This window comes from Planococcus sp. A6, from assembly GCF_028823615.1.
Lineage (GTDB): Bacteria > Bacillota > Bacilli > Bacillales_A > Planococcaceae > Planococcus.
In genome coordinates this window covers 1-7,684 of record NZ_JAPEHT010000142.1, presented here as the reverse complement: position 1 = coordinate 7,684, position 7,684 = coordinate 1, and the positions used below count along the sequence as shown (strand labels likewise).

General features: G+C 48.1%; 8 protein-coding genes. 4 read left to right on the top strand and 4 right to left on the bottom strand.

Annotation, left to right across the window (positions count from 1 at the left end):
- Positions 1-34: 34 nt before the first annotated feature.
- On the bottom strand, positions 35-424 hold the full coding sequence (mscL, locus tag ON064_RS15790) for a large conductance mechanosensitive channel protein MscL (protein WP_274625520.1): 390 nt from the start codon (positions 422-424) through the stop codon (positions 35-37).
- Between the two features lie 148 nt (positions 425-572).
- On the opposite strand from mscL, the gene ON064_RS15785 reads away from it, so the two are divergent.
- Positions 573-1,220 (top strand): lytic transglycosylase domain-containing protein, encoded by a 648-nt coding sequence (locus ON064_RS15785; RefSeq protein ID WP_274625519.1) that lies wholly within the window; start codon positions 573-575, stop codon positions 1,218-1,220.
- A gap of 42 nt (positions 1,221-1,262) precedes the next feature.
- Here the strand turns inward: ON064_RS15785 and ON064_RS15780 are convergent, their stop codons facing one another.
- From ON064_RS15780 to ON064_RS15770, 3 genes are all read right to left on the bottom strand, one after another.
- Complete coding sequence (locus ON064_RS15780) at positions 1,263-1,526, bottom strand: GlsB/YeaQ/YmgE family stress response membrane protein (RefSeq protein ID WP_068869160.1); 264 nt, start codon at positions 1,524-1,526, stop codon at positions 1,263-1,265.
- A 95-nt stretch (positions 1,527-1,621) separates the two neighbouring features.
- Positions 1,622-2,164 (bottom strand): cysteine hydrolase family protein, encoded by a 543-nt coding sequence (locus tag ON064_RS15775; protein WP_121299700.1) that lies wholly within the window; start codon positions 2,162-2,164, stop codon positions 1,622-1,624.
- 339 nt (positions 2,165-2,503) lie between these two features.
- Positions 2,504-3,373, bottom strand: coding sequence for a site-specific integrase (locus tag ON064_RS15770; RefSeq protein WP_274625518.1), 870 nt, complete (start codon positions 3,371-3,373; stop codon positions 2,504-2,506).
- Between the two features lie 254 nt (positions 3,374-3,627).
- On the opposite strand from ON064_RS15770, the gene ON064_RS15765 reads away from it, so the two are divergent.
- The 3 genes from ON064_RS15765 to ON064_RS15755 all read left to right on the top strand — a co-directional run bounded on the left by ON064_RS15765 (position 3,628) and on the right by ON064_RS15755 (position 7,575).
- The gene (locus ON064_RS15765; protein WP_274625517.1) at positions 3,628-4,131 is read left to right on the top strand and encodes a DinB family protein; all 504 of its coding nucleotides are present in this window, start codon (positions 3,628-3,630) and stop codon (positions 4,129-4,131) included.
- Between the two features lie 130 nt (positions 4,132-4,261).
- On the top strand, positions 4,262-6,976 hold the full coding sequence (gene acnA, locus ON064_RS15760) for an aconitate hydratase AcnA (protein ID WP_274625516.1): 2,715 nt from the start codon (positions 4,262-4,264) through the stop codon (positions 6,974-6,976).
- A 149-nt stretch (positions 6,977-7,125) separates the two neighbouring features.
- Positions 7,126-7,575: an acyl-CoA thioesterase gene (locus ON064_RS15755; protein WP_274625515.1), complete on the top strand. Its 450-nt coding sequence runs from the start codon at positions 7,126-7,128 to the stop codon at positions 7,573-7,575.
- Positions 7,576-7,684: the final 109 nt, after the last annotated feature.

Below are 7,684 nucleotides of genomic sequence, written 5' to 3'. Positions count from 1 at the left end.
CTGCCGATAGACTCGGCAGCTGAAGGGAAACCGGTCATTGGCCGGTTTTTTCTTTTGACAAAAGATCGCGAATTTCGATCAATAGCTCTTCTTTCTTATCGAGCACTTCCGGTTCTTCTTCCGCCGGCACATCTTTTTGGCGTTTCATGCGTGTAAATAAACGAATCACCGTGAATATAGAGAACGCAATGATGAAAAAGTCGATGACGGATTGCGTGAATGCGCCATAGCGGAGTTCGGCCCCATTAAATGTATAAGTCAAATCTTCGACACTGAATCCACCGAGTAAAATTCCTACCCCAGGCATGATGATATCTTCGACAAGCGAGGTGACAATCTTTCCGAATGCGGCTCCGATGACCACCGCCACTGCCAAATCCAGCACATTCCCTTTTAAAGCGAATTTCTTAAAATCTTCCCACATAAGCTATCCCTCCTTCCAATTCTCATTATACATATTCTCCTCGAATAATTATTCTCCTTCCTCAGGCTGTGCCGATTGCTCGCGACAAACAGGCAAAGGCGGGGCGGCTGTGGTAAACTGAGGCAAATGAAACTATAGGTGTGAACATATGAAACAGAAAAAACGAAAAAAATCTTCGCTTGTTTTCCGGTTCCTCTTGTTATTGGCCTTTGTTCCGGCAGCGATCGTGGCGTTTACGCTCCTCGCTGTAGTGGCGTATTCGTATTACGGCGACACCGTCAAAGAAACGGTGCAAAAAGGACAGGACCGCGTGTTTGAAGTGCCGTTTCCGGAAGAAAACATTGCGCTTTACCAGGAAGCAGCCGATCGCTATGAGATTCCGTGGACGCTATTGGCTGCCCATCACCGCATCGAAACGAAATTTTCGACGATGGATCCATTGCTGTCACCTGTAGGGGCAGAAGGGCATATGCAATTCATGCCTTGCACATTCGTTGGCTGGAGCCACCCGACTTGTTCCGGCCAAGGGCAAGGAGAAATTCCGCAAGCGGACAAGACCAACCCGGAAGTGATCGCGAAATACGGGGGCTACGGCGTGGATGCCAATGGTGATGGTTTAGCTGACCCGTACAACTTGGAAGACGCACTCCACAGCGCCGCCAATTACCTGGCGCAAAATGGTGCGGCAGAAGGGGACTTGGAGCGGGCGATTTACCGTTACAACCATAGCGATGAATACGTAGAAGACATCCTTCATTATTACGGGCGCTTTGAAGAACAGTATAATAATTCATAAAAAAAGAGTGGACCGAAGTCCACTCTTTTTTCTGTGTGTGTTTTATGCGCGTTTGCGTCCTTTGTTCATTGATCCAAGGATCAAGCTGAGTACGAAGACGAAGATCAATGCGCCGATCAATGCTGGGATGATTGCTACGTCCCAGATTACTGGCCCCATGTCTCCTAGGAGCAAGCCGCCTAGCCATGCACCGATGATACCTGCAATGATGTTACCGATGATGCCGCCAGGAATGTCTTTCCCGAGGATTAGGCCGGCTAGCCAACCGATGATACCGCCCATAATTAGATATAAAATGATTCCCATGATTTTTCCAGCTCCTTCAAAATGTTTTATTGTTATGAGTGCTACACTCTAGGTATAACCACATTCAGGACTTTTAAAACATGGAACAGTAAAAATTATCGTATTTGGGCGCCTAAAATAGTTTCAAAGTGCCGCATGGCATAGCGGTGGCCAGCATCATCGAAACTTGCGACGGCCTGTTCGTGGATGACAATTTGGAATCCTTCATTATAGGCATCAATCGCCGTATGCAATACGCAGATGTCTGTGCAGACACCGATGATATGCACTTCTTCGATACTGCGTTCCCGCAACATCAGTTCAAGGCGTGTCCCGGCAAACGCACTATAGCGGGTTTTATCCATCCAGACGATATTCTCGTGATGGCGGTCGTATACATCCTGGAGACGACCGTATAACTTGCGGCCATCCGTCCCTTTGATGTTATGGGGCGGAAACAGCTTGGTTTCAGGATGATAGGGGTCATTTTCTTCGTGTAAGTCCACAGGCATGACCACAAAATCGCCGTTTTCAATGAACTGTTCCGTAATGAAGCACACCGCTTCCTCGATTTCCTGCCCCGGGGCACCGCATGTCAACGCGCCGTCTTCCGCGACAAAATCCACTGTATAATCCACTACCAGCAATGCTTTTTTCATTTCAATCGCCTCCTGTTTTTTCTAGTATACCTGTTTCCATACGCACTGTTAACGAATGTGAAAATGAGCGAGAATGTTGCAGTTAAATATCTTGCCAATATTCTGAAAACTAATTATAATAAACAAAACAGAAAAGGGGTGTGTTCCATGCAATATGAAAACTTGGAAAAACTCAACAAACAAGGGCTGTGGTTCACGGTCATCCACACACTCATCATTTTCAGCTTTGCGCTCGATTTTGGTTTTTTGGCCTAACAGGCGCATAAACGGAAAGGCAGCATACGAAAATTAAAACGAATCGATAAAAATCCACCCGTTCCAACTGGAGCGGGTGGATTTTTATGCGGGCGGATGGGCTTGGCGTTTCATACGCACGAGCGAATCCTTCAGCATGCGGGAAGCGGATTCGAGGGAGACGCCGAGGATTTCCTGAATCTCCTCCAGATTCTTGTGTTCGACCGCATACAAATGGTGGACGTAGGCAAAGCGGATGTCACCCGAACGCATCGGGGCGCCGACAAATTCGGCAAGTGCTTCCGTGTAGTCGGATAGCGAGCCCATCTGAAAATTGGTGAATTGGTCTTTTACTTTCGACGATAGCAAAAAGGAAGTGCCGCGCGTTTTCGCCCGTTCGATCCCTTGTTCCATCACTGCTTCTTCGTGTTCATCAAAATGCAGCGTGCAATGGTAGCCGTCTTTCTTTTCGACGTCCAGATGGAGGCCAGCTGCGTCATTCAAGAAATTATCGATGTCGATCGTCACCATATCGCGAAGGCGCAACCCTCTTAAATAGAAGACATAGAGCAGTTTGGCATTGAGCGGCAGTTTCGCGGACTTCAACACGTCCGGTTTCTTTTCCAAAAGATGGCCGTAGTCGACTTCGATGTCGTGGGGTTTTAAATCAAGCTTGTGGTTTAATTTGAACTTCGGCATGAAGTCATTCGGGATCTTGCCGATCTGCCACATATAATCGAACCAGCGGCGGATGTAGATCAATTTGCGGTTCAAGGTGCTGTCTTTGATGCCAGCTTCTTTTTGTTCCAATAGGAATTGTTGGATGTCGGAGGGGCGGATTTCATGAGGTTCCACCGATTTTTTATAGGTCTTTCGCAAAAAGGCAAAAAGCGCGCGGATCAATTGGACTTCGTGGACAACCGTGTTGGGGCTGATGCCGTTATCCAATCTGTATTTTTCATAACCGTATGGCATGGACATTCACCTCTCTAACTAGGTTTTATTCATTGTACCAGTTTTTAGGCAGAATAGAACGCACTTTCCCTTGTGGCACAAGGAAATGACTGAAAAAGTCCTTTATTCATTCATAAGTAACAAACTACTTAAGGGTATTATGAAAAAATCAAAACAAGCCAACAAGAAGCTCAAAATGGAGATGAAAAAACGAATGATAATCGACAAAGAGGGTATAAAGAAAGATAATGGGAAATAGAAATGAGGTGCAGCAATTGCAAAACGAAGAAAATGCAAGAATCCGCCATACGATCTTGAAGAAAGTCGAACCATACGATGACCAGGCGCTGAATGAAAAACCGTCAGAGAACGAATGGTCTGCCATGCAGATTTTGGATCATCTACATAAGATGGAGGAGGCGATTACAGCGGGCGTTGCTAAGACAGCGGAGAAGAATCAACGAAAAAAAGCGATGAAGAAACCAATTCAAGTCTCAGTCAGCCGCAAATTGAAAGTCGATGCGCCCAATCATACGGTGCCAGAGGACAGGTTTTTCACGTTAGAAGAAATGAAAGAGAAGTTGAACACCTCTAGAAACCGCCTGTATGAAGTCTACACGCATACCGATGAAGAGACGCTAGAGAACAATTCCATGCCGCATCCTGTTTTCGGCGATGTGCCGCTCGTCCAATGGTTCCCATTTATCGGCTATCATGAGAAACGCCACTTGGCTCAACTGGAAGAGACCTTAAGTAAAATCGATGAGAAAAAGAAATAGTCATTAGGAAAACTTATCGAAATGTATAATTTTAATGTAATTTACTTATGCACATTGTTTCGGTATGATGGAAGAGGAGAAAAGACGCGGTAACACGCCTTTTCAGAAGATTTAAAGGAGGAACACGATTATGGCAAAGAGCAGTTTGCACAACAGCCGCACGTCGTTCGAGCTTAACGGCAAGACGTATAATTATTATCGTCTCGCAGCACTCGAAGAAGCGGGGATCGCGAAAGTATCTCGCCTTCCGTACTCTGTAAAAGTACTATTGGAATCCGTATTGCGTCAGCACGACGGATATGTCATCAAAGACGAACATGTAGAAGAACTAGCAAAATGGGGCAAAGACGCGAACAAAGAAGCTGAAGTTCCATTCAAACCTTCCCGTGTCATCCTTCAAGACTTCACCGGCGTACCGGTAGTTGTCGACTTGGCGGCGCTTCGTTCAGCAATGGCTGAAATGGGCGGCGACCCGGACAAAATTAACCCGGAAATTCCGGTTGATTTGGTCATTGACCACTCGGTACAAGTTGACCGTTACGGCACTGAAGATGCACTGCGCGCGAACATGGAATTTGAGTTCGAACGCAATGCAGAGCGTTACCAGTTCCTAAACTGGGCACAAAAAGCATACGACAACTACCGTGCAGTTCCACCAGCAACAGGTATTGTCCACCAAGTAAACCTTGAGTACTTGGCGAATGTTGTCCACGCTCTTCCAAACGAAGATGGCACATTCGAAGCCTTCCCGGATACACTTGTCGGTACGGATTCCCACACGACAATGATCAACGGGATCGGCGTTCTTGGATGGGGCGTCGGCGGAATCGAAGCGGAAGCAGGCATGCTCGGACAGCCTTCATACTTCCCGATTCCTGAAGTTATCGGCGTGAAAATGACTGGCGAACTGCCAAACGGCGCAACTGCGACGGATTTGGCACTCAAAGTCACTGAAACTTTGCGTAAAAAAGGCGTAGTCGGCAAATTTGTCGAGTTCTTCGGCCCTGGCGTTACGACATTGCCGCTTGCAGACCGTGCAACGATCGCCAACATGGCACCGGAATACGGAGCAACTTGCGGATTCTTCCCAGTGGATGAAGAAGCATTGACTTACATGCGTTTGACTGCCCGTACAGAAGAGCAAATCGCTGTCACAAAAGAATACTTAAAAGCGAACGATATGTTCTTTACTGTCGACAACGAAGATCCGATCTACACGGACCTCGTCGAAATCGACTTGACGACAATTGAACCGAACTTGTCCGGCCCGAAACGCCCACAAGATTTGATTCCATTGTCGCAAATGAAAAAAGAATTCAACACGGCAATTACCGCTCCGGAAGGCCCGCACGGCTTCGCGTTGGATCAAAACGAAATCAACAAAACAGCGACCGTTAAATTCAACGACGGCAAAACAGCTGAAATGAACACTGGCGCTTTGGCGATCGCTGCGATTACGTCTTGTACAAACACATCCAACCCGTACGTTATGCTCGGTGCTGGATTGGTTGCGAAAAAAGCAGTTGAAAAAGGCTTGACGCCGCCGCCATACGTGAAAACGTCACTGGCACCAGGTTCGAAAGTCGTTACAGGCTACTTGAGCGATTCTGGCCTTCTTGACTACATGAACCAAATCGGATTCAACTTGGTCGGTTACGGCTGTACAACATGTATCGGTAACTCCGGCCCGCTCCTTCCTGAAATCGAAGAAGCGATCGTTGAAAACGACTTGCTCGTTTCATCCGTATTGTCCGGTAACCGTAACTTTGAAGGACGCATCCATCCGCTTGTGAAAGCAAACTACTTGGCATCCCCGATGCTTGTTGTAGCTTATGCACTTGCCGGTACAGTGGATATCGACTTTGAAGTGGACCCAATCGGTCAAGACCAAGACGGCAACGATGTATTCTTCAAAGACATCTGGCCTTCAACTGAAGAAGTGAAAGACGTCGTGCACAACACGGTAACGCCTGAATTGTTCCGTAAAGAGTACGAGCATGTCTTCACTGAAAACGCAGAGTGGAATGCCATCGAAACAAACGACGATTCCTTGTATGCATTCGATGACAACTCTACGTATATCCAAAACCCGCCATTCTTCACAGGCATGTCGAAAGAACCGGCACCGATCCAGCCGCTATCTGGCCTTCGTGTCATGGCGAAATTCGCTGATTCAATCACGACGGACCACATTTCACCGGCAGGCGCAATCGGCAAAGATACACCAGCTGGATTGTACTTGCGTGAAAACGGCGTTGAGCCGCGTAATTTCAACTCTTACGGCTCCCGTCGCGGTAACCACGAAGTCATGATGCGTGGTACGTTCGCCAACATCCGCATCCGTAACCAAGTCGCACCAGGCACTACTGGCGGCTTCACGACATTCTGGCCGACTGGCGAAGTTATGCCGATCTATGATGCATGCATGAAGTATCAACAGCAAGGCACTGGCCTTGTGGTTCTAGCCGGTAAAGATTACGGCATGGGCTCTTCCCGTGACTGGGCTGCTAAAGGAACATTCCTTCTAGGCGTCAAAACAGTCATCGCGGAAAGCTATGAGCGTATCCACCGTTCGAACCTTGTGATGATGGGCGTCTTGCCGCTTCAATTCGTCAACGGCGAAAGCGCTGATTCCCTTGGTCTGACAGGCCACGAAACGATTAGCGTCAACTTGTCCGACGATGTGAAACCGCGCGACGTACTGACGGTCACAGCTACTGCTGAAGATGGCAAAGTAACGGAATTCAAAGTCCTCGCACGCTTCGATTCTGAAGTGGAAGTCGACTACTTCCGTCACGGCGGCATCCTGCAAATGGTGCTCCGCAACAAATTGCTAGAAGCATAAAAAATAAAAAGGCTGCCTTCGGGCGGCCTTTTTATTTTGGGAAGAATCATCCGAAAAGGATCTCGCAAGCTGCGAGAAACACAGCTTCAGGGCCTTGTGCTTTTTGATCGCAAGGCATGTCCTGTATACTAGAGGAGAGGTGAAGGAAAATGTACATAAGTGATAAAGAAATTGAGATCCGCTACGCGGAAACGGACCAGATGGGCGTCGTCTATCACGCCAATTACTTGATCTGGCTCGAGCTCGGGCGCACCCAATTGATCGAGGATCTCGGGTTTACGTATGCCGGCATGGAATCGCAAGGATTCTTGTCCCCGGTGACGGATATCTCCATCCAATACAAAGCAGCGCTGCGCTACGGGCAGAAAGCACGCGTCAAGACCTGGGTGGAGTCTCATGGCCGCTTGCGGACGACATATGGCTACGAAGTGCTCCACGAGGATGGCACACTCGCTGCAAAAGCGACCTCTGAGCATGTTGTGGTGAAAAAAGACAGCTTCCGTCCCGTTCCACTGGCGAAAGTGGCCCCTGAATGGGATGCCAAATACAAGGAAGTGGTGAAGGGGGCAGAAGATGGCATTCGGAATCCGACGACCTGAATTGGAGCGCTGGAAACAGGATGTGCAAGACGGCCAGATCTCTTTTCTTACCCATTACTGGGTAGATCACCGATTCCCCGGCTGCAGCACAGTCACGAAAGTGGGCTGC

What these genes read in the sequence shown, in the direction of transcription:
- mscL (WP_274625520.1), bottom strand. Translation starts at nt 424, where the DNA reads ATGTGGGAAGATTTTAAGAAATTCGCTTTAAAAGGGAATGTGCTGGAT.
- ON064_RS15785 (WP_274625519.1), top strand. Translation starts at nt 573, where the DNA reads ATGAAACAGAAAAAACGAAAAAAATCTTCGCTTGTTTTCCGGTTCCTC.
- ON064_RS15780 (WP_068869160.1), bottom strand. Translation starts at nt 1,526, where the DNA reads ATGGGAATCATTTTATATCTAATTATGGGCGGTATCATCGGTTGGCTA.
- ON064_RS15775 (WP_121299700.1), bottom strand. Translation starts at nt 2,164, where the DNA reads ATGAAAAAAGCATTGCTGGTAGTGGATTATACAGTGGATTTTGTCGCG.
- ON064_RS15770 (WP_274625518.1), bottom strand. Translation starts at nt 3,373, where the DNA reads ATGCCATACGGTTATGAAAAATACAGATTGGATAACGGCATCAGCCCC.
- acnA (WP_274625516.1), top strand. Translation starts at nt 4,262, where the DNA reads ATGGCAAAGAGCAGTTTGCACAACAGCCGCACGTCGTTCGAGCTTAAC.
- ON064_RS15755 (WP_274625515.1), top strand. Translation starts at nt 7,126, where the DNA reads ATGTACATAAGTGATAAAGAAATTGAGATCCGCTACGCGGAAACGGAC.